Origin of the sequence: Fibrobacter sp. UWB11 (assembly GCF_900143015.1) — a bacterium.
Lineage (GTDB): Bacteria > Fibrobacterota > Fibrobacteria > Fibrobacterales > Fibrobacteraceae > Fibrobacter.
Map to the genome: position 1 here is coordinate 1,448,098 of NZ_FSRT01000001.1, position 22,701 is coordinate 1,470,798.

Here is a 22,701-nt window from a genome sequence, read left to right on the forward strand (position 1 = left end):
CCGATTTTTAATTAAACTTTTTGTTAGGATATTCCGACACCATGTCGGAATAACGCAAGAAAGGCGGATACAATCCGCCTTAATATTTTTATAAGGAAACTATTCTAGCTTTACGCAACGAACAGATACGCCTTCCAATTTCGAGCCTGCTGAATTTTTAGCAGGAGATTCTTCACCCAACTTCGAAACAAGTGCTGAATTAACAATTGTCAATGAGGTGCCGCCATATTCTTGCGGATAATTCCAAATAGCAAAATTTGCTAATGATTCAAATGCTCCTTTTTCAGTTCTATACCCCGCACCAATCAAAGAAAATCCACTTGTATTAGTTCCATTAAAACATTGAGAACGCAAACCGCTTATTCCCTCATCATATTTATCTTCGTATTGTCGAATAATTACATAGTCATCCCATGTAAAAAGTCGCCAACCTTCAGGGCATATTCCTCGATGTTTTTCTTGTATTAAATCCGTGCAACTTTCGGTATTGCAACGACTCGGTAGTTGCATCATTTCCGCCCATTGGTAAAGCCCACCAAATCGATCACAATAGGTTGTGTCGTTGTTATAGCAATAGCGTTCAATTTTTGCATCATCATTTTGGTCATTTTCACCAGAAACCATTTCACCGATATTTAAATTTTCGGCCATAACAGTTACAGATTTTCCAGTTTTTGATGAAACTGCGGTATAGTAGTAATAACTGCGACCATTACGCGTATCGGTAAAAGTCTTATAATCATTTTTATGAACGTTCCAGTTTCCTGCAAGGCATGTATCATGAGCATATGGTTTATACTCAATACCACTAGATACGTCATTGTTTAGACTCGAAGATGAAGAAATCTTTTGACTAGAGCTAGACTCAACTTTTTTACTTGAGCTTGAGGCCGAGACAGAAGAAGAGGATGCAACCTTTGCAGACGATGACGAAACGTCATTGCGAGGAGTCGAAGATGACGAAGCAATCTTTTGACTAGAACTAGACTCTACTTTTTTACTTGAACTCGAAGCAGGAGCAACAGAAGAAGAGGATGATTCCTTCTTGACAGAAGAAGAAGAAACTGTCTTTTGATTGGAACTAGACTCGGCTTTTTTGCTAGAGCTAGAAGACTTAGACCCATTCGACTCCACTGACGTTCCACTCAGGGTGACACTACTTGAAGACGAATCATCATCATTTGCAGATGTTCCACTATCGTCGCCACAAGCGATGAGGGCTATGGACAAGAAAAGAGCTAGCAGGGATTGCTTCGCTATGCTCGCAATGACGCTATTCATTCCAAACTTTCTCATTCTGTACTCCTTTTTCAGCAGCAAGCGCAAAACAAGCACATGCCGCAGACCTCTTCCATATACCCAATAAATATTAGAAATTTATTATTAAGCACCTCAAGAGGTCCTGAGACCATAGGCCCCAAAACCCGTTTGAGGTGTAAGAATTAACCCTTATTAGCTTCCGGGATACCGATTTCGATTTTTCCGTACTTGGCTTCGTATGCCTTGAGGGTTGCACCAAGCATAATAGCGAGGCGTTTTGCAGTAAACGGAGTCATCACCACGCGTTCGGCGAGATCGACATCGACCTTTTCCTGATTCATTTTCCATGCGCGGTTTACGCCCAAAAGAACCATAACTTCTTCGCGACCGGCAACAACATTGGTCGCATTCACATAGAGGCTCTTCATGTTAGCGTCGTTCCATACGACTTCTGGTTCATTTGAAGCAACTTTTTTTTCTTCGGACATTTTAATCTCCAAATTTTAATACATTACAACTCGTTTATGTAAGTCGTTTACAGTCAACAAAATACGTTATTTTAAAGCTACAAAATTCCTTCATTTTTGTGGAATTTCAGCCAAAATAAGCAATATTGCCAACTTTTTCACGCTTCACACAAACGATAGAATATAGTATAAATTATCAAAAATCAAGTATAGACAAGACAAATAACTTATTACAATTAACATACATAAGCAATTTTCAAACCGACACTCATTACTTTTTTCTTACCAAACAACATTTTCCTTGACAACAGAATAACGCTATTCTATTTTCGCCTCGTTTTAGGATAAAATCACAACTTGGAGATTCATACAAACTTTATACGTAAAAAGTTTACCAAATTATTTCCCAAACAAATCAATCAACATAAAATACCAAACATATCCACACATAATCATGGTTTCTAAGTTTTACTCCATATTGTTATTAGCTTTCGCAATAATGATAAGCGAAGCTTTTGCGGCAAATACAGCCAATACAAATTGGTCATTTACACCATACAACGAATCGTTAAATACACTCAATAAAAATAATTCCGAAAGCAAAGACCTTTTAAATAACCGAAAAACATCAGATTTTCTCGTTATCGCAGATACGATCGACATCTCCGACAATTCAATGATTCTAGGAGATATTTTCGGCACAAAATTCCAATTGGGCGCCGATTCTAAGATTTACGGCAATGTGGACGCATCAAAAGGATGCTCATTACGAGCAAAATCTCACATCGCTGGGAATTTACGCTACAGCGAACCTTGTAATTCAGAAATCGGCGCGACAGCGGCATCGACAAAACAAGTTTCCCCGGAAAAACCGACCCTAGCCACCCCCACTTTCGCATTCAGCGATTCCGCAAAGGCCGTAAACATCAGCAAATCCGAGACGCTCCTACCGGGCGAATACGGCGCACTTAATGCAAAAAAACGAGCCAAGATAAAACTCTCGTCCGGTTCATACAAATTCCAAAGCATTCATACAGATCCAAATGTCGAATTATCTTTTGATCTAACATCTGGCCCCATTACAATCGATGTCGCAAACGATGTTGATTTCGGCAATAAAAGCCAATTCGCTATAAACGGCGGAAATCCGAGCGAAATCACATGGAATATCGCTGGTAAATCCATTAAAATAGGCAACGATGGGCTTTATTTCGGAACAATCATTGCCCCGAACGCATCCGTCAGCATCGAATCACGAACACACTTGGTCGGTAGCGTTTACGTAAACAAGCTCACCATAGCCCCAAAATCAACCATTTCACGCGAACCCCGCGCAGAAGAAATTTCGCACAGCGAAGGACATTTCGGACCGTTCTTCGAATCCAATACATTCCATTACCGTTCCGTACTACCGACAACAGCAAAATCTGTTGAAATGTACGTTTACGCCAAAGATTCCAAAGTAAAAGTAAACGGAAAACAATCTACAAAGGTTGCTCTCGATGCATCATCGACAATAGTAAAAATCGAAATTTCCCGCGACAAAATCACAGGATTCCCCGCCGAAGCATTCAGCAGTAATTACGTCTTCAGCTTCGAGAAAAACGATAACTACCGCATTTATTGGAACCCGCAATCGCCCTGTTCGCAAGGATGCGAAGGAACAACCCCGGCAACAGCCATCGGTGATTTCAACGCAGTCCTAGAAACAGCACAAAAGACCGGCCGAGAAATCAACATCACCAGCGGAACATGGAACGTCGCCGACAACTTCAGCGATGGAGTTGTCCCTTGGAAAGTCGGCTTTGAGCTAGTCGGCTACACCGGCGACATTTGGCATCTCAAGTCAGAAAACGACATGCCGCTCATCGACCTTGGGAAATCCTCCCACATCGAAATCCAAGGACGTTCTCCCCGTAGTTTAAAAGGCCTACGAATCGCCAACGGATTCAATGCAAAAGATGGCGGCGCCATCCACGCCAGCAATCAAAAACTCACCATCAAAAACGCAGTCATTACCGATTCAAAATCCAACGCCGAAGGCGGTGCAATATTTGCCACGGATTCATTAAACCTTGAAAACATCCGATTCTCCGGAAACTCGGCCCTTGGCGATGGCGGTGCCGTAGCCGCCAACGGCGAAACAAAGATGCTCAACATCGTCTATACAGGCAACAAATCCGCAAAGAATGGAGGCGCTGTAAAACTCACTGGTAACGGGACCTACATCGGCAACGCCGTTTTCCACGACAACCGGACCGTTATAAAAGGCGGAGCCATAAACAACGAAAGCAACAAGCTCGACATTTGGAACTCCACATTCTTCGCCAACATCGCCAAAGCAGCAAACCCAGCCATTAGCGGTAAAGCAAACGGATCCATCGGCAACAGCATTTTCTGGAAAAACTTCACCCCAAGCTGCGAACCCGGCAAATGCGCCAATGAAGTTATTGAGGGATTTTCAGCAACACATTCATCATTCTCAAGACCGTACGGCGGCAACCACAATTATACAGGCGATCCGAAGTTTATGGACGAGAAGAATCCTGCAGGGAATTCCGCATTTATGGACTTTGATGCAGGAGTCAATCTATCCGACGAATCGCCTTTACGAAAAGCCGGAAAAATAGACGAACTCATACCTAAAACAGATATTACAGGAAGCGAACGCAGTAAAAAAGAAACATCATTAGGTGCATACGCCTACAGCACAATTGCCAGCGAATTCTTTTACGGCAACCTTCAAGAAGACGGAACTATAGGCATAGCCACCCCAACTTTTCCACTATTCGACACAATACCAAGCCCTTGGTTTAGATCATATTTAGCAGACAGCAAACTAGCAAGAGCTATAAAGGTCAAAATTTCAAAGCACCCCAAAACCGAAACAAATTCACTAAAAATTCGATTTTCCTTGACAAAAAAAGATAAAACACCCTACAACATTAAACCAGTCGATATACTCTTTTTCAAAAGCGGAGAAGAGGATGGGAAATACGTATTCCAAACAATGACAGAAACACAGGGAAAACCCGTTTTATTTACACGAAATAAAAAGAATATCGGAAACTTTGAAGAAGCCATTGTTTTATTCATCAATGACGGTTCAGACAGGTTTCATTATCAAATACTTGATTTTAACAAATAACATAGGATTAAAATGAAAAAGCTATTCATAACTTTATCGTTTTTCTTCGTAGCAGCTTATGCCAACAACAGCATGAGTGGTTATACGGAATCAATTGTAGAAAATGCAAATTTATCTTCTAATGAATCAACAATATTAGAAGAAAATCATTCTTTAAGCACACAAACATCTACACAAAAACCACAACGATTGGCTATTCAACCGGCAGGTTACCTCGACGGCACTTATGAAACTCCACATAATCCATATTCTGGAAAAATAAAGGAGTATTCGTGGCAAAATGAATTACCTAAATTTACAGAAACAGATGGTCACCCGTATGGTTTTGATCAAACCCCAGAACACTGCCTTAAAACAAACAGAACTGTAGAGTATTGCGTTAAAAATATGCAAAAGATTTGCGAATCAGATGATCCTGATGACCAAATGGAATGTTATTATTTAAAAAAAGAATGTCTCTGTTATGAAAGGCTTCCAACAATATGCAATACAGAAAGTCCAGCTGATGAATGCAAAGATTTATTTAAAGATGCCAAAATTCCCACGATATATATTTCAGCAGAAAAAGGAAAAGAAGTTTCCTTTGATTATGATTTGTCAACAAACATAAATGACAAATACTGTTTAGTTCGATATGATTATGTAAAAGATGGTGAAGGTAATTACATAAAAGAAAAAAATAAAAACTCCAGTGATGGATTCGGAGGAGAATTAAAAACAGAGCTTGTATACGCAAAACCATTTAAAGCAAACCGAGGCGTTCATACAATTGAAGGGATATATACTCAAACAGAAGGATTATTTAAATTAATGAAAGCTGTGAATAAAAAATGCAAACCCACTAAAAATACAGTTTATAGCACAGCAATCAAAGTTATTCCTTATGAGATGGATACAAAAAAATTTGTTTACATTCAAATGGATGGAGGAGTAAAAGACATCGAAAAAAATTCTGATTATCCCAATGCATTCACAAAAGCAAAAGTAGATAAATTCGTTAATGAAGTATTTAAGCAAGCCGTACTTAACACAAATAGTACAGATGGAACAAAAAAACTAAATGACGCAAAGGAAACTTTTCAAAATGAATTAATTCAAGTCGAAATGACAAATCCATCAGCGACTGAAGATGATTTTTATAAAAAATTAGATAAAATATACAAATTTTTCAATATATCATCATCACTTGACAAAAAAAACGAAGCATGGCATATTATCGTTGCAATAAATAAAGTTCGAAAAAAATGGCATCTCGACAAATGTAGATCCAAAGTAGGGGCTCCAATTGAGTTAAGAGCTTGCGCAAGTAAATACAAATTCCAACCAGAACAAGAAGGATCAAACACTCAATACTACATAAAAAGCGCCAAAGGGTGTAGAAAAGGAATCAATCCCGAAGACGAACGACCTGTTATTATTAGCGCAACCCCCAAAATATCAGATGGGTCGATAGATTATGACTATTACGGCCAAATAAAGAAAGATTACCATGTTATTGAAAATGGAGAAAAACAAGAGCTTAAAGATTGCGACACTTTGTTTACAGACAATGGCTATGCAGTAATACCAACAGCGGATGGTATTGATGCAGCCGGTATTAGCATTGATTTGGGACGTAATACAAAATTCGGAAATATCGCAAGCTACGAACATGACATATTTGATGATTATTTGGCATATGGAAGTATCATGATTGTACCTAGAAATATTGGAGACGAGTCATTCTATACAAGCGTTCACGAATTATTACATTCATTCGGTTTAACGGACATAGCCTCCGTATCTGATTTTGAAGTTCCCATAAAAGATCCAACCAGCCGAATAGAAATTGAATACGATCCAAGTTCTTATAAAACAAATTGGGGCAGATATAAAAACGAATACGGAACTCAAGAATCAAACGTTATGGAATATAAAGGTCCTGGAGGTAATCGAATAAGGCATAGAGAAAACATAATCACATGTACTGGAGGACAAACGTACTACGCTTCATTAATAAAAGAAACCGCAATGGGTCCATTAGTATGGGATCCTATAGAAATAGGATTAGGACCTCTTGTTATTGATGGAATTGGAGAAAACCAATGGGACTGTCTTAGAGATTGTCTTAACAAACCTGATTTTTCTACAAAAAGTCGAAAAATTTATTGGAACAATTCAGACAAATGCGCTTTGGAAGACAAAGAAATAACATTACCTCAACAAAAATATATTGATGCATACCAAGACAATCCAAAATATCTTGCAAAAATATTTCCTATTAGAAGGTTTATGGCAAGTCTTACAGAAACAGAAAAAAAATCACCTGAAAATTATAGATATTACTCACTTGAAGAGGTGTCTAAAAATACAACTTTTTCAATAGAACAATTAAGACCGTATTTTGAGTTTGTCGATTTTGCACAATGTTATGATTACGTTAAATCGGAATACTGCTTTAAATTAGATGATTTACGTAATTGTACTTACTTAGATGGAAAAAATCGAAAGCCTTGTTTTGAATCTAGTAAAATAGAAGACTATTTAAAAAACAATCCACGAAATTAAGGAGGTATCATGAAAAAAATTTTTTTATTAGTCTCTTTACTTTTTGCCATAGCAAATGCATATCAATATAACATTTACGACATTAATGGAAAAAAAATAGGTACGTACAAAGAAAAAATAAATAAAGCACAGTTAAAAAATTTCGTTAAACAGTACCACAGCTCTATATTAGTAAAAAAAGGAACTAGCCAGGAATTCAAAACATTAGAAAATAAAAATTTGGCACAAGTAAAACAGGTAGATAAAAATTTTGAACTAAACAGTTTTTTTTCTGATAATGAAGATTGGATTGAAGTAGAAAAAAATGAAATCATAAAAATATGCCTAGATAACCTAATATCTGTTTGGGAAACTCCATTAAATTCATCCATCATAAATGATTCTTGCATAACAATTCAAATGCCAATGTTTGTTGGAGTCGAATCACTCAATGTATATTCACCTAATGTGGATAGTTCTCGAAAGATCAATTTTGCAATAAGTTTAAAATACCTTGATTTAAAAAATGAGGAAGTCCTTCTAGGCTATAATACAGGAAATAAAGGAATCAGAGTAACAACAAAGAAAAGATCATATATAGCCAAGGAACCTGATCCAGAAAGAACTCTATCCATTACAGCCAAATATTTAGTTGATAAATATCCCATAACGAATTGCGAAATTTTGCAATTGATGTGGGACAGCATTCCCAACAATCCAACAATAAAAGATTCTTCCTATTATAACAATGAAGTCATAAAAAAATGGTCCAATAGAAAAAAAACAAACTTGCACAACGGATTTTGTCCAGTTCATGATACAGCAGCAAATACATTTTCTCTATATCAAGCAATGAGATATGCCAATGCACGCAGTATCCGTGAAGGGCTAAAACCTTATTACACTTTTTCAGACACACAAACTGATTCTGTACAAATAATCTCAAAAGGTCAATACATTATAAGCTATTATGACCATTCAAAACATAATAATGGATTCATTCAAGTTTCAGTTGATTCTTCATCTGATGGTTATCGACTTCCATATTACGATGAATGGATGATGTTTGCTCGTGGTGGAGACTTGACTAAACACGCCCCATGGGGTAATTTTTCAGATTCTTTTGAAGAAGTTTCTAAACATGCCAAATTTGATAACAAAAAAAATTATGGAGAATCTGAGCTAGTAGGTCAGTTGCAACCAAATCGATATGGTTTATATGATTTTTTAGGACTAGTAGAAGAACACGTTCTTTTTGAGCAGACCAATCCATTTAATTATTACAACGGAAGTCCATCTTGTTTTAAGGGAGGATCAATTCATAGCAACTGGAAAAAAGTCAACTATGGTTATACATCTGCTAACTATTACAGCGCTAATCTAGGTGGATTTCGTTTAATCCGAAAACTAAAGTAAAAATGTCTCAACACGTTCAAAAGACCAATATAAATATTGGTCTTTTTCTATATTCTGATATATGAAATTTTTTTCTTTTTTTACAGCAATCGGCATTATAATTTTTTTTGTAGCCATTTACTTGATACACACTCAAAATTTAAGAAAAATTACGATAAAGCAAACCTCTTTAAACACGGAAACTTGGCTAGAAGTTGAAAAGAACGAGGCAATCAAAATTTGCATAGATTCCAAAGTCCTAGAATGGAAAACTTCGCTGAACACTAAAAAAACAAACGATTATTGTCTGAAATTTCAGACCCCGATGATTATCGGGACAAGTGTAATTAATGTTAAATTTCCGGATTCAGATAGTTTACACAAAATCAATTTAGCTGTCGGAATGAAGTATCTTGATTTCAAAAAAGAGGAAGTACTGCTTGGGTTTCGCATTCCTCAAGGAGACTACGTTGATGAAGAAAAACTCGTATCGGTGACGGCAACATATTTAGTTGATAAATATCCTGTTACTAATTGCGAAATGGCATATTTTTTTCGGGAAGAACTTTCTTCGAGCTCGGTAATGAATGATGAAAAAAGAAAACAAAAAAACGAACATACCGAAAGCGATTGGAAATGTAATGCTCATGATTATGCAACAAGAGCTTATTTATACCAAGCTTTGAAATATGCAAATGCACGCAGCATTCGTGATGGTTTAAAGCCATATTATGTGTTTTCTCAAACAGACAAAAGAAAGGCTCAAATATTATCAGAAGGTCATTATATTATAGAGTATGAAAATTTGGATTATCCTAAAGAAACTCGAGCTGAGGTTTCGATTGATTCCTCTTCGGATGGCTACCGACTTCCCTATTATGATGAATGGATGATGTTTGCTAGGGCCGGCGATAAAACGAAAGATGCTCCTTGGGGGGATTCGGCAACGCTTGAAGATGTTTTGAAGTACGCAAAATTTGAAGTAAAGGAAGTTTATGAAAAAAACGAACGTTTAAAAACAGGGAATGTGGGCTTACGGCTTGCAAATGAATATGGCTTGTATGATATGTTTGGCTTGGTTGAAGAACATGTCCTTTTGGAACGCCCAGAAAAGTTCAAACGTAAATGGAGGATGGTACGTGACCGCCCCTTAACTGTCGGTTGCAAAGCAACATGTCCATCTTATTTGAAAGGAGGAGACATTCGTGATAGGTGGCAAGATGTTAATTATGGGTCTTATTCACGAGAAGGTATTGGCGGTTTCCGTCTCATCCGCAACATCGGCAATAACGCCAAGTGGACCGAAGTCAAATCCAATTCAAACGAATAACCCTTTTATACTACTATCACCGCACAAAAAGAGGCCCCACAGGCCTCATTTTTTTTGCATCATCCGAGATCTTTCGATTTCGCCCTTGCGGGCTACACTCAAGATGACACTATGGCATACAATCAGCAAAAATGACAAATAACAGATTTCACCAAACCCCGCATTACTTTACTTTTTTCTTACCGCACAAAATAACCTTGACAAGTGATTAATCCAATTCTATTTTGGCTCCGTTTTGGGATAAAATAGCCGTGGAGGTACATGATGAGCATATCTCGTTCATTCATCAACAACCATTTATTCTTATTCTTCTCGTCCTGTGTTATTTTAGGATGTTCTGTAACCGATTCCACAGATAACGCTTATTCTAAATGGGATTTTTCAGGCTCTGTCGTTGATGCTACAGACAACAAGGGTCTCAACAAGGCTACTATAACATACCAAGACGCATCCGGCAATATCACCGAAACGGAGACCGATAAGAACGGCTATTTTTATATTGAAGAGCTCCCCTACGGCACTCGTTCATTCACATTCAGCTACAAAAAAATATCCGGAAAAGACACGCTTTACTATTCTCCCAAATCGGTAAGCATAACCTCTACAAGCGAATCCTCGCACATGGAAGGGGTCGTCGCCGGAAATTCATCGATCGTACGCCTGACACCTATAAATGCTTCGTTCAAAGGCGAATTATACATCTACGACGAAGATGCGGACAAAAAAATACCGGTTTCTGGCGCCAAATTGAACATAATTCACCAGAATGCCGACTTTATCAACATTTTCCCCGAAAGTTTTTCTTCAAAAACCGATTCTACCGGAAAATTTACGTTTAAAAAGATTCCTGCCGATACCGGTTTCATTCTACAAGTAAGCCCTTATACCTATAATAACTTGCGCTACACCATAGGCGATATCGTACTCCCTAAGCTCAGGGCCAACTCCGAAATCGACCTGGGCCGTAATGTTCTCGAACGCGACACATCTATCGAACAGAAAAGTATTATCAAATCTTCAAACGTCATAGACGTAAATATGAACGGTTACAGCGGCGTATCCACGCTTGCAACGCCTTACTATGTTTTCAGCGAAAGCATTACCGATAAAAATTTATCCGTATCCGTAAAGGCGGACACAGCAACATTCTATGTAAAGCCTACTCTTTCTGGCGACACGTTGTTTTTAAAGCACGATCTCGCCTTCCCTGCCGAGACAAAGATTCTCGTCAACATAACAGCTTACAAGAAAAAGTCCGGAAACCGCATAGCTCTTGAGCTTGCTGGCGATTCCGCATTCACAACCGATCGCGGTTTGTACGCGGTTACAAGCAACGCATGGCCGAGCAACAAAAATTTCAAGTCTACGTTCGGAACAAAAGATACCATCTGGGTAAAGTTCAGCGAAAAACTCGACGAAAACACCGAACGTATCCAGTGGAGTTATGTCAACGGCATGGCCCGTTCCATTTACGCAAACGGCTACTATGCCAATGCAAAATCTTGGATTAAGCAAGATACGTTGTTCGTCCAGATGTTAGAAAAGATTCTCGATTCCCGAGTCCAGGGCGACTCTGTAGGCATGAACGTGACCGTTTACGCCAAGAACGAGATGTATCTCAAGGGATTCACTTTGCGCACAGAGCTCAAAGTTCCGCCCAGTTCATCTTCTAGCGCTGTTTCTTCTAGCTCTGCCGCAAATTCTAGCTCTAGCACGTCTAACTAATGATTCGCAAAGTCTTCACAAGTTTTTTGTTTGCGGCTACGGCATACGCCGCTACTTTTGACGGTGTCACAGAACCCATCGCCCAGGCAAAAATCGGATTCACCGTATCCGGTAAAGTCGACAGTATTTGGGTAAAAGAAGGCGCAATCGTCCACAAGGGCGACACGCTGATGAACCTCGTAAAAACCGAAGAGGAATTACGCGTAAGCATCACGAAAATTGCGGCAGAAGACAATTCCAACGTAGCGTCCGCCAAAGCAAAGATGGACACCTACGAAAAGGATATGCAGGTCACCAAAAAGCTTTTTGAAACATCTACTTCTATCAGTGCCGAACAGGTCTGGGAAAAAGAGATGAACTACAAGGTCACAAAAGCCGAATGGGAAGCCGCAAGGATTGCCAAAGCGAAGGATTCTCTCGAATACAGCATGGCACGCGCTCAGTTGCAAAAGCAATACCTTATAGCGCCCTTTGATGGCGAAATCGTAGCCATTTCTAAGAATCCAAGCGAAAGTGTCGAAGCGCTGGAGCCTATCATCGAGATAGCCGATGTGCGCACCTGCCGCATGACGGCCTACATCATTGTAAGCAAGGCCAGTTCGCTCAAGGTCGGGCAAGATGTAAGTCTGCAGCTCAACAGCGGCAAAATTCGCAACAAGAAAGGCAAAATCGAATTTATCTCCCCCGTTGTTGATAAAGCAAGCCTTTTGCGTACCATAAAAGTCGTTTTCGAAAACTCCGACAAATCTGTCGAGCCGGGTGTAACCGGAAAGATTTTTGTTAAATGATCGAGGCTCGCACCACATTGTTTTCGCAATCAGTAAGGCCGTTTTTCGCCATACTGTTCTTTGTGTTTTTTACCGTTTTTGCGCAAGCACAAGATTCAACGGAAATTCTGGATTCGATACAACAAACCCAGATGCCGCAGGTTTTGGACTCTATCGATCAAATTCCAGATTCGATTGCGCAACCACCGCAAGAGCCAATAGCACAGGCAGAAGAGACCTTGGAATCGCAGCCATTACAGCAACAGGATTCCGAGCAAATTGAAGAAACTTTACAGCAAGAAAATGCGGCCCTTTTGTCGAACGATTCGCTTTTCATCGACTTTAGCGAAGCCATCGACATCATCATCGCCAACAACATCGACATTCAAGAAGCAAAATACAATTGGATTGCCCAAAGCGAAGCTGCCACCGGAAGCTACGGCGAATTCGAGCCGCACTTGACTGCACGCGCTTTCAGCGAAAAAGGCGACGCCCCCAACACGCTATTTTCTGAAACCCGCAATGAATACAAGGTTGGCGTTCAAGGCAAAGCCCCAACCGGAACCGAATACAACATCGGTTTTAACCAGACGAGTTACACGCACAGCGAGTACACTTCGGAACTTTATTTTGGCGGAGAACTCAGGCAGCATGTGCTGAAGGGCGGCCCATTATTTTATGCATCGTTCAACAATCAACGTGCTGCAAAAATTCAAAAGGAGCTAGCGCTCCAGAAATACCGCGAAACTTTAAGCGGGATTCTTGAAAAGTTCTGCGAAACATACTGGGAATTTTATTTTTCGCAACAGACATTGCTCTTTGCAGAAAAATCTTCGGCTGTCGCCAAAGAAATTGTAGAAGATGCCCGCAAACGCTATGAATTGGGAATGCTTTCTCAGCTTGATTACCAAAAAGCCGTTGCAGAATATTCCGACCGCGAAAGCGCTCGCCTTGATGCTTTGGACAAATTGCGCAATGCAAGGCTCGCTTTGTTATTGATTTTATCTTCACAAGAATTGGTAAGGGACCCACGCCCCATCGCCATTACGCCAAATCTAGAGCTGGATTCAACAGCCATTCTCGATTCTTTGACGTTTATCGATTCCATCAGCATTCTACACCCCTCTTACCTTGCACAACACGCCGAAGTCGATTTACGCACAACAGCGTTGGACAAAAGCAAGAATAACTTTTTACCCTCTGTCGACCTCATCGGAAATTACGGCATCCGCAGCCGCGACAAAAATGCAGAAGTCGCCCGCAGCAAGTTCAAAAACAAGAACAACAGGCAAAGCGTATTTGCATACGGCATCGAAATTGACGTGCCCTTATTTGCAAATCTTGATGAGCGCCACCAAATCGCATCGAACAAAGCAAGCGTTCGCGCTGCACGTTCTAGGCTAGCACTCATACAGAACCAACTTTACGAAGAATACCGCATACTACAGCAAAGAGCAACAGAGCTCCGTAACCAATGGCAACTGAGCAAAACAGCAGTCGCCTACCATGAAAAGGAACTCAAAGAAGAGTTCAAAAAAATGGAACTCGGCAAAAGTAACTATCACCTTATTTTCGACATGGAAGACGATCTCCGTCAGGCACAACAGCGCCACCTTGAATGTATGAAACTTTTACGAGTCATAGACATCCGTCTTGTCCGCGCTACAGGCAAACTACTGATGCAAAACGGTTTTGAATCTTGGAAAGACGGGAAAATTACGCTTCGCAAGGAACTGCTCCATGACTAACGCTAAATTTAAAATGGATCCGAGCGAAATCGTTACCGCTCTGCAATACGCGCTAAAGTCGTCAAACACAAAAAACGACCAGTTGACGACTGTATTTGACATAGTCCAAAAAGTTTTAGAAAAAGATAAATTCAAGCAAGCTGCACTCACACTCGTCAGCGAAATTGCCGACCGCAATAGAGCAGAACGAGTAAGCATCGGTTGGCTAAAGCACGATTACATTGTCCTCAAGGCAATAAGCCACACAGACCATTTCGAGAAAAAGATGCAAATCGTGCGCGACCTCGAAGGCGCCATGGAAGAAGCCTACGAGCAAGACGCATCGATACTCTACCCGCCCCCCGAAAACAACCTGCTTGCCACGCGCATGCACGAAGCATACAGCCAGACATACAATGCCCCCTATATGCTTTCTGTACCGGTTCGCCACGGTGACGATATTATTGGTATTATTACTTGCGAACGAAAAGGCGTCCCATTTACCGATGATAATGCAACGCAGATTCATTTGGCAGCAAGCCTCTGTAGCGCAAGGCTTATGGAGCTTTATAGCAAAAGCAGCTGGTTTGGTGCAAGAATGGCACGCAGCATGCGAAAGGGGCTCGGCAAACTTTTAGGGTACGAACATACATGGGCAAAATTTTTCTCGATTATCGGGATTGCCTTTGTTCTTTTCGCTACACTATACCCGCTCGAATACAAAGTAAGCTCCCCTGCTATTTTAAAAACCGATAAAATAATTTACTTGACAGCCCCATTCGATGGTTACATCGACAGCGTCTACGTAAAGCCGGGTGATGTCGTATACAAAGGTCAAGAAATTCTCCGACTTGATCAAGAAGAGCTCAAGCTCGAAGAAGCCGACTTGCTCGCCCAAGAGCAAGACAATCGTCGAGAAATCCAAAAGGCCCAGGCAAGCCGCGAACTCGCCGAGATGCGCATCCAACAGGCAAGACTCGCACAGACTCTTGCAAAACTCAAAACTGTTCGTTACAAACTTTCCAAGGCAATTGTCCGCGCCACCGCCGATAGCGCCATCATTGTCGAAGGCGACTTGCAAAAGAAAATAGGTGCTCCGGTCAATCAAGGTGCAGAACTGTTCCAGATGGCATCCATCGAAAACATCTACGTAGAATCGGACGTAAGTGAACTTGAAATCGGAAATATTCCAAGCGATGGCGAAGGCCTGCTAGCCATCAAGAGCCGCCCGGATTTCGTTTACCGATTCAAAACGGAGCGAATCAGCCCGACCGCAACCGTCAAGGATCAAGAAAACACCTTCCCCGTGCGCGGAGAATTTGTAAACAAGGTTCCAAGTTGGTTCCGCCCTGGCATGACAGGCATTTCTAAAATCTACGCCGGCAAAAAAACACTTTGGTGGATTCTATCGCACCAAGCAATCGACTATTTGCGACTCAAGCTTTGGTGGTAAGAAATTTACGCTTTCGCTAGTCGTGCCGTACATTCGCGGGCATCGCGGAGGATTTCTTCTTCCCCATTCACATGGCGGCCACGCATCACGAACTTGCCGTTGCACATCACAGAATCGATAGCGCTTGAATTTGCGGAATAGACCCAGTTGCTATATACATTGTAGCACGGCACCATGCGCTCGTTGTTCAAGTCAATCAGCAAGCAATCCGCGAGATAGCCTTCAGCAATGCGGCCTGCATTGATTCCAAAGAACTGCGCGACATTGCAGGTAGCCATCTTGAGAGCTTCTTCGGCAGGGAGCGTTTCTGCAGTTCCAAGATACTTCGCGAGGAGTGCAATGGTCTTCATTTCTTCTTGCATGTCGAGATTGTTGTTCGACGAATCGCCATCCGTGCCAAGACCAAGCTTCATGCCGTCTTTGAGCATTTCGGCAACCTGCGGAATGCCGCTATTCAACTTCATGTTGGAACACGGATTCAGAATTGCGGTTGCACCTGATTCCGCAAAAATCTTGCGGTCAGAAGCCGTGAAATGCGTGCAGTGAGCCGCCGAGAAATTCGAATTCAAGCCGCCCAAGCGCTTCCAAAATTCCACAGGAGTACAGCCGAACTGTTCCATGCAATTCTTAATTTCGGTCATCGTTTCGGACAAATGCGTATGGATCTTGTAATTCTCGGCATGAGCAAGTTCAATGAGTTCCGCAGTTTTCTCCTCGCCCACCGTGTAAATTGCATGCGGCATTACCACAAGCTGCACACGTTCCGATTCGCCCGTGTGATTCTTCAAGAAATTGACATTCGCCGCCCAAGCTTCTGGCGACATCAGCGGTTCCGCAAACGTAACGCCAATAGCCGCACGGATTCCCATTTCTTCGACAACACGGACCGTTTGTTCGCGATGCCAATACATGTCCGCAAAGAAAACCGTTCCCGACTTGATCATTTCGAGAATCGCCAAGCGGCTACCAATTGCAATATCCTCATCCGTGAGTTTCGCTTCTGTCGGCCAAATGTATTCGTTGAGCCACTTGCCGAGTTCCATGTCGTCAGCAAAACCGCGCAACAAGCTCATCGCCGCATGCGTATGGCCGTTATAGAACGCGGGCATAATTGCAAAATGCGAACAATCAACAATTTCAGCGTCTTCGTAATCAGCAGGTTCCAGCGGACGCGTGACCTTTTCAAAGAGATTACCGACAATCAAGATGTCGCGCTTTGCGCCATCAAAAAAAACATTTTTTAAAACAGTCTTTTTGTCCATTACAATTTTCCCCTAATTTTACAATTTGCCACGCCCTGTCATTCTGGAGGCACGAAGTGCCGATAGAAACCATTATTTTTCGTTATACAATTGCGACGGGATCCATACTAACAAAGTTTACTTAGCGTTCTTCGAGAAGTTTTTTCACAGATTTTGCGAAATCCTGCAAGCTCGGGTCTCTTGCCCCCATCAGCAAAATCGTGTCACCCGGCTCTGCATATTCTAGCATTTTCTTGGCACACTCGTTGCGGTCAGCAATGTAAATAGCCTCACAACCCTTGAGAATCAAGTCATCCGCGAGGTCGCCTGCGCTAATGTCACGCGTGACCGTTCCGCCAGCATAATAGATTTCGCTGAAGAACATCACATCGTTCTTGCGGTCAAAATCCATGTCCATCGGGCGAAGCGTATTTGCAATAAAGTCAACCAAGTCCTTGCGCAAGAATCGCGTCGGACCAAAGCCGTGCGGCTGGAACCAAGCAATCACGCGGCCTACGGTAAAGTCTTGGGCGCTCTTGATGCTTGCGGCAATTTTTGCCGGATTGTGAGCAAAGTCATCGACAAGCGTTACGCCATTGAACGTTCCAAGAATTTGGTGACGGCGGAACACGCCCGGGAAAGTCGAAAGCGCATCGGCACATGTGTGGAGCGAAACGCCCGCACGGAGCGCAGCGGCAGTAGCCGCCAAAGCATTTTCCATATTGTGCTTGCCCGGCAGCGGAATTTCGAACTTCACAAGTTCATTGCCATGGCGCACGCGGAACTGGATATGCGTTCCAACCGACTTAAAATCAATTCCCTGAACGCTTACATAGCTTTCATAGCCAAAATCAAATTCACGGCCTGCGCTGAACTTCTTTGCAAGCGGATGCGCATCGTTCACAATCAGGATGTGCCCTGCGCTCAAAACGTTCTGGCTGAACTTGAGGAAAATTTGTTCGAGTTCAGAGATTTCCTTATGGTCTTTGTCGATATTCAAAATGACACCGATTTCCGGTTCATAGCGAACAAGTGTTCCATCACTTTCATCGACTTCGGCAACAAGCCATTCACCCTTGCCACTCACAGCGTTACCAATCTTGCCCTGAGCTTGCAAATTCACGAGACCAGCCCCCGTCATCACAGACGGTTGGAGACCAGCGTATTCCAAAATGTGGTAAACCATTGCGGTCACCGTCGACTTTCCGCTTGTGCCGCTAATGGCAATCGTGCGCGCTTCCTTGGAAATCTTTGCGAGCATTTCACTGCGGTGCATCACCGGAACGCCAAGTTCCTTGGCTCGCTTCAAATCGGGATTCGTATCTTCGATAGCGGTGCTCACCACGACTGCGGTAAGACCTTCGACAACGCCGGAACCATCCTGCGCAAAGCACTTGATTCCGCAATCTTCGAGTTGGCTCATGACAAGCGGTTTCTCGGCATTTCCGTTCAGGAACTCGCCGAACTGACGGTCGCTACCGCTTACAGCAACGCCCTTGCCCACCAAATACTGCGCGATGGCACTCATGCCCACGCCCGCAACACCGATAAAGAAGTAAGAATTAGTCATTGGTCAATAGTTATTAGTCATTGGTTTTTAGTCATACATCAAAAGCCGTCACTCTGGAGCATCGAAGATGCGATAGAGTCCATACACATTTTCATAGATTCTTCGACTCCGCTACGCTCCGCTCAGAATGACACGTTTTTCATTTATTCCAACAGTTCCGGATCGATTGTAGGTTCGTAACCAGGTTCCACGAAATCTTCCGGGGCGATTCCCTTGCGGCGTGCAGCCTTCATCTGCTTGATGAGCTTGCGTTCGGCAGCAACGGCACGGCGCTTTGCAGCTGTCTGAGCCTTTTCAGCAAGGCGCTGGGCGCGTGTCTTGCGCTCCTTCACCGGAGCGGCTTCATCCGGAGAGATTTCAAGCGGTTCTGCGTATTCGTCAAATTCTTCATCTTCGTCAAAGCGAATCTGCGCATCGAAATCGCGGAAGCCTTCTTCTTCGTCATACACAGGCGCCGATGCCGGACATTCCTTCTTCAAGAGCTTGAGCACATTTGCAAACGGTTCTTCCATCGGAACCTTGAACGTGAGCTTCTTGTTCGTGCGCGGATGGATGAGTTCAATTTTCACGGCCTGCAAAAGCTGCGCCGGAGCAATTTCAAGTACTTTCTCAGCCACCGGCTTCATCAGAGGCGGCACGCGGTTCAAGCTTTCGTCGCGACCATCGTAAAGCGGATCGCCTACAACCGGATGGCCCGTGTAACGGCTATGCACGCGAATCTGGTGCGTACGGCCAGATTCCAGCTGCAATTCCAATAGCGTTGCAATCGCAAAGAACTGCTTCGCCACATAATGCGTACGGCTTTCCTTACCGCCCTTCACCACCGCCATCTTGAGACGGTTCTTCGGGTTGCGGCCAATCGGAGCGTCAATCGTTCCTTCGAGGTCACGCGGGCAACCCCATACAAGCGCATTATACGTGCGATGGAGCGTGCGCGTTTCAAGCTGGTGCGCCAAATGCCTATGAGCGGCATCGTTTTTCGCGACCACCATAAGCCCCGGCGTATCCTTATCCAAACGGTGGACAATCCCCGGACGGAGCGGACCGTTCACGGTCGAAAGATTTTCCTTGAAGTGGTACAAGAGAGCTGCAGCAAGCGTTCCCTTGCTCACGCCATTACCCGGATGCACCACCAAATTGCGCGGCTTGTTGATGACCACGATATCATCATCTTCGTAAACGATGTTCAGCGGAATATCTTCGGGTTCAAGCGTCGAAGATTCCTTCTCGATCATCTTTTCAACGACAACCGCCATCCCCGTTTCTACGCGGAAGTTCTTGGATACTTTACCACCGCCGACCTTGACTTCGCCCGCTTCAATCAGCTTCTGCACGTCTGTGCGGGAGACATTTTCCATAACGCCGACAAGGAACTTGTCGATACGTTCACCATTATGCTTTTCTTCTACGATGTAATTCATTGGTAGGGTTTAGGGGTTGGGTTATAGGGGTTAGGGATTGGCGATTAAATTTTGAGATATACCGCGTTTTAAAAGGTCATTAGTAGTTAGTCATTAGTTATTAGTTGAATAATCAAGCTTAAAAAACTAATGACCATTGACCAATAACTATTGACTAAGTCTTAGCTTCCTTCTCCGCGTCTTTTTCTTCCTTAATTTGCTTATGCAGCTTACGCAAGATCACGGGAGACAAAATCACAAGAGCAACGCCAACAGTCACGAACGAGTCCGCCACGTTGAACGTCGGGAATCGCACCATGTTAAAGTCCATGATATGAATATCCGGAATATCGCAGTCGATAAAGTCCACAACCATCTGCATACGCATGCGGTCAATGAAGTTTCCGACAGCACCGCCGAGAATCATCACCACGCCCAAACGGCTCAAATAATCGCGCTTGTCGATGGACTTGTAGAACCAAACCAGCGCCACAGCTGCAATAATCGAAATCAACAAAAAGAACAGCCAAGGCGGCAAGAACGGCATCAAGTCTTGCGGACGGCTACTGAACGCAGCGCCATTGTTGTACACAAGCTGGAAACGCACCAAGTTACCAATCACAGGAATTTTCTCGTACGTAAAATTCCCAGCTTCGTCGGTAAAACGCGACACCGCCCACAACTTCGTCAACTGGTCTGCAACAATGCTAAAAACAATCACCGCTACATGGAACGGCCACTTATTATAAAACTTTTCCATATTATCCTTTGATTTTCTTATAAGCTTCATCAATCCACTTGTCCGAATAGAAGTGCATCGACGTTTCCTTCACAATCCGCTTCACGGTATCGCGAGTGATTTTTACCTTCTTGTCCGAAGAGAACACCGACACACCATCCCCAATCAAACTCAAGTTCTCTGCAGCCATAAAGAGCGGCCAAAGGCAGAAGAGCCTCGTGCGCATTTTGATGTTCGGGATGAGTTTCGTGTAGGCAATTGCATCGTCCAAATGATGCCAAGCCTTTTCGACAAGTTCCGCAAGCACCGCGCCGCATTTTTGAGCGTCAGCACCTGTAGCAAACAGTTCACTCGGGTGAGCAAAGCCATGACGCTTGCAAATTTCTTCAGGAATAAAGCACACGCGGCGTCCAGAATCTTCGACGCAGTCCTTCACGATGTTCGTAACTTGCAAAGCAAGCCCAAAGCTCACATCAAGCTTCGAAAGTTCCGCCTCGCGTTCCGCATTGATAAAGCACGTGTCCGCCGAGAATAGCTTGGTCAAAAGCTTACCGACAATGCCTGCAACATAGTAGCAGTATTCGTCAAGTTCGCCCACGTTCGCAAGCGTGAACCAGCCCGCCGAAAGCGCAGCTTCCTGACGGAGCGCAAACTTCGCCATGCCACCGCACATTTCAATCACAACATCGCAAACCGGCTTCTGGTAGTTCTTAGGAAGCGACTTCAAAAGCGGCACCACAACTTCGGACTTCGAGCAAAGATCCTTGTTCGGGTCTTCGGAGCCATGCCAGGATTCCGGAAGCGCAGCTACGAACGTACGGATTTTTTCGGTCTCGAGTTCGCCCGTCTTGAACACATCGGCAAACAGCGCAAGCACGCGATCCTTTTCAGTCGCCTTCATGTCCGGGTCATCTTCGACCGTATCGGCAATGCGCAAATAAAGGTACGCAAGCAAAATACTGCGGTGCAACTTGCCGCGCAAAACCTGGATGTTCAACGCAAACGTACGCGACACCAACTGCAAGACATCCTCGGCAAACTTCCACGCCGCCTTGCCTTCGAGAACCTTCTCGCCCACATCTAAAGAATCCAATTTATCAATCACAGCCTACTACCTACTAATATCTCATCTAACTTCACTGGATCCTATCGGTCGCGACGCTTCCTCCAGGATGACACAGCTTACAACCTATTACCTAGTACACCTCAAACATTTCCGGGGGAACTTTCTTGGACACAGCCATCGCCTTGACATACCGCCAAAAACGGTGATGATCCTCAGCATTGCGGAGCTTATGCGCAAAGCTTAAACCAGCGCGATCCCGCACATTTTCTTCCGACATCGGAATTCCCTTGCGCTGAATTTCGTAGTTCACCCAGCGATACTCCAAATAAAACGCCGACTGGAACAAGTCCGTAACCTTAACTTCAGTCCTGCGTTTCATCAAATGCGCAGCCCAAACAAAAAGAATCAACGACAAAAATCCATAATAAGAATTGCGTCCAAGTCCAAACTTTTGCAAAGACCACACGACAGCCACAGCCGTCGCCACCGAGGCCACAAGAGTAAAGACCACATCAAAAAAACGCAAAAAATTCACACGTCCCGGATGCTTGACATAACCTTCCAAAACGTATGCCCATTTTTCACCCCGATTCAACTGTTTTTTCATAAATACAGTGTACGAGACATTCCTAAACCAAAAATGGAGCCCAACCCAAAGAAAAACGGGGGTCCAAAAGCAATAATCCACAAGAGTATTCAATTCCATCGTAGAAAAAATAGAAATTTTGCGAATTTTCAAGGCTTTGCGTAAGGCCTTAAAAGCCCGATACTCTACGTTAATTTTCGTTTACAAATAAGTAAGAAAATTTTTAGGTTTATTTCTCAATCTATCTATCAACATCCCGAAGAATTAGCTAAATTATTACGCCTAGTTGTTGATAGATTAT

The 22,701-nt window shown here is 43.0% G+C and carries 16 protein-coding genes; 8 read left to right on the forward strand and 8 right to left on the reverse strand.

The features are described 5' to 3' along the window. Positions 1-99: 99 nt before the first annotated feature. Positions 100-1,296, reverse strand: coding sequence for an FISUMP domain-containing protein (locus BUQ91_RS06095; RefSeq protein WP_074208524.1), 1,197 nt, complete (start codon positions 1,294-1,296; stop codon positions 100-102). Positions 1,297-1,442: 146 nt separating this feature from the next. Then, positions 1,443-1,748 (reverse strand): DUF3467 domain-containing protein, encoded by a 306-nt coding sequence (locus BUQ91_RS06100; protein ID WP_074208525.1) that lies wholly within the window; start codon positions 1,746-1,748, stop codon positions 1,443-1,445. Between the two features lie 655 nt (positions 1,749-2,403). Between BUQ91_RS06100 and BUQ91_RS06105 the strand changes: the two genes are divergently transcribed. The 8 genes from BUQ91_RS06105 (at position 2,404) to BUQ91_RS06140 (ending at position 15,798) form a co-directional block, all read left to right on the forward strand. Continuing rightward, on the forward strand, positions 2,404-4,875 hold the full coding sequence (locus BUQ91_RS06105; RefSeq protein ID WP_175566607.1) for a hypothetical protein: 2,472 nt from the start codon (positions 2,404-2,406) through the stop codon (positions 4,873-4,875). Positions 4,876-4,887: 12 nt separating this feature from the next. Further along, positions 4,888-7,422 carry a hypothetical protein gene (locus tag BUQ91_RS06110; protein WP_074208527.1) on the forward strand — a complete coding sequence of 845 codons (2,535 nt, stop codon included), beginning with the start codon at positions 4,888-4,890 and terminating at the stop codon, positions 7,420-7,422. 9 nt (positions 7,423-7,431) lie between these two features. Next, complete coding sequence (locus BUQ91_RS06115; RefSeq protein WP_074208528.1) at positions 7,432-8,817, forward strand: formylglycine-generating enzyme family protein; 1,386 nt, start codon at positions 7,432-7,434, stop codon at positions 8,815-8,817. Positions 8,818-8,878: 61 nt separating this feature from the next. Next, positions 8,879-10,126 carry a formylglycine-generating enzyme family protein gene (locus tag BUQ91_RS06120; RefSeq protein WP_074208529.1) on the forward strand — a complete coding sequence of 416 codons (1,248 nt, stop codon included), beginning with the start codon at positions 8,879-8,881 and terminating at the stop codon, positions 10,124-10,126. Between the two features lie 261 nt (positions 10,127-10,387). Beyond that, positions 10,388-11,851 carry an MSCRAMM family protein gene (locus BUQ91_RS06125; protein WP_083601159.1) on the forward strand — a complete coding sequence of 488 codons (1,464 nt, stop codon included), beginning with the start codon at positions 10,388-10,390 and terminating at the stop codon, positions 11,849-11,851. After that, positions 11,851-12,639 carry an efflux RND transporter periplasmic adaptor subunit gene (locus BUQ91_RS06130; protein WP_074208531.1) on the forward strand — a complete coding sequence of 263 codons (789 nt, stop codon included), beginning with the start codon at positions 11,851-11,853 and terminating at the stop codon, positions 12,637-12,639. Before BUQ91_RS06125 ends, BUQ91_RS06130 begins: the two co-directional genes overlap by 1 nt. Positions 12,640-12,701: 62 nt before the next feature. Then, the gene (locus BUQ91_RS06135) at positions 12,702-14,366 is read left to right on the forward strand and encodes a TolC family protein (protein ID WP_175566608.1); all 1,665 of its coding nucleotides are present in this window, start codon (positions 12,702-12,704) and stop codon (positions 14,364-14,366) included. Then, entirely contained in the window at positions 14,359-15,798 is a 1,440-nt protein-coding gene (locus tag BUQ91_RS06140; RefSeq protein WP_074208533.1) for a GAF domain-containing protein, read from the forward strand. Before BUQ91_RS06135 ends, BUQ91_RS06140 begins: the two co-directional genes overlap by 8 nt. A gap of 5 nt (positions 15,799-15,803) precedes the next feature. Here BUQ91_RS06140 and BUQ91_RS06145 read toward each other — a convergent pair whose 3' ends face one another. The 6 genes from BUQ91_RS06145 to BUQ91_RS06170 form a co-directional block, all read right to left on the reverse strand. Then, a complete protein-coding gene (locus BUQ91_RS06145; RefSeq protein WP_074208534.1) occupies positions 15,804-17,060 on the reverse strand; it encodes an amidohydrolase in 1,257 nt (418 codons plus the stop codon). A gap of 121 nt (positions 17,061-17,181) precedes the next feature. Continuing rightward, positions 17,182-18,609, reverse strand: coding sequence for a UDP-N-acetylmuramate--L-alanine ligase (gene murC / locus BUQ91_RS06150; protein WP_074208535.1), 1,428 nt, complete (start codon positions 18,607-18,609; stop codon positions 17,182-17,184). 143 nt (positions 18,610-18,752) lie between these two features. Then, positions 18,753-20,030, reverse strand: coding sequence for an RluA family pseudouridine synthase (locus BUQ91_RS06155; protein ID WP_074208536.1), 1,278 nt, complete (start codon positions 20,028-20,030; stop codon positions 18,753-18,755). A gap of 154 nt (positions 20,031-20,184) precedes the next feature. Further along, on the reverse strand, positions 20,185-20,769 hold the full coding sequence (gene lspA / locus BUQ91_RS06160) for a signal peptidase II (protein WP_074208537.1): 585 nt from the start codon (positions 20,767-20,769) through the stop codon (positions 20,185-20,187). 1 nt (position 20,770) lies between these two features. Beyond that, positions 20,771-21,853, reverse strand: a complete 1,083-nt coding sequence (locus BUQ91_RS06165) for a squalene/phytoene synthase family protein (RefSeq protein WP_074208538.1) — start codon at positions 21,851-21,853, stop codon at positions 20,771-20,773. A gap of 91 nt (positions 21,854-21,944) precedes the next feature. Then, the gene (locus BUQ91_RS06170) at positions 21,945-22,421 is read right to left on the reverse strand and encodes a hypothetical protein (protein ID WP_254842260.1); all 477 of its coding nucleotides are present in this window, start codon (positions 22,419-22,421) and stop codon (positions 21,945-21,947) included. Between the last annotated feature and the right edge of the window lie 280 nt (positions 22,422-22,701).